Source organism: Dellaglioa sp. CoH-57-MRSF-20 (assembly GCF_056781955.1).
The window spans coordinates 1-929 of the sequence record NZ_JBXAXV010000023.1 but is presented as its reverse complement, the minus strand read 5'-3'; the positions used below and the strand labels follow the sequence as shown (position 1 = coordinate 929).

Genomic DNA, 929 nt, shown 5'->3' with positions numbered 1-929 from the left:
GTTATGCGTCGATGGTGTTCCCGGAACAGTTCCAATTCGAGTTCCAGTGGGATACCGATATTCGGATCATCGTGCACCGTCCTAATGGGCAGGAGCCTAGTGACGTGCGTCGGTTGAGTGGTGCAGAGTCCGCGATCTTCACACTCGTGATCGTGTGTGCGCTTCTCAACTTCGTACCTGAGCATAAGCGTTGCTCGCTCATGGTGCTCGATGAGCCGGATGCACACATGAGCCCCGAAATGACGGAAGCCATGTACAGCGTGGTGAAAATCCTGAATACGATGGTTCCGTCGATCGTGATCATCACGCCGAAGTCGGAGCGTGTGTTCCCAGACTCTAAACCGTTCACCGTCGTTAAGGACGCCAAGGGCGAATCGAAAATTGTTGAGGGGTTCCCCCACCAGATCAAGTAATTAGGAGCAGGAAATGATTCTAGGCGCTTTTGGCGTTATTGATGCGTCACCAATCCAAGTATCGGAGGCCTTGCGCAAGCTGAACATGAGCCATACGTTTGTCGGGGGTTTCGGGCGCACGACGCACGCCACGGTCGATGGTATGTGCGCGGAACAGCCGGTATGGCCCGTTATCATCGATCGTGTGCGCAACATTCCGAAGGTGGCGATCCCATACGATCGTGTTGTGTACTTTGTGTGTGATGCACGTTCCCAGCTCGCAATGAGTAACTTGAGTCAACAGCTGTGGCCTGATACCCGTGTGCTGGATTTGCATCTGGCGATCGGCGTAGCCATGGTCGATGCGACGCAAAACCCGGGAGAGCCTTGGGAACTTAAGGTCAACGAGCCGACTCTTGATGAGTATGTACGTCAAGCAGCGCAGCCCTCATTCATGAACTTCTTGCAGGCGCGTGCGTGCAAGATCAATCCGTATTCACTGCGCAAAGAAATGCAGAAAATGGCGGTGGCGTATCT

The 929-nt window shown here is 53.8% G+C and carries 2 protein-coding genes; both read left to right on the top strand.

Annotated features, from left to right (window positions below):
• Positions 1–413: P-loop NTPase family protein (locus AC1RPN_RS07805; RefSeq protein ID WP_481763654.1), on the top strand; the 413-nt coding region annotated here is incomplete at its 5' end.
• A gap of 13 nt (positions 414–426) precedes the next feature.
• Positions 427–929, top strand: a 503-nt coding sequence (locus AC1RPN_RS07800) for a hypothetical protein (RefSeq protein ID WP_481763653.1), incomplete at its 3' end; no start/stop codon positions are given.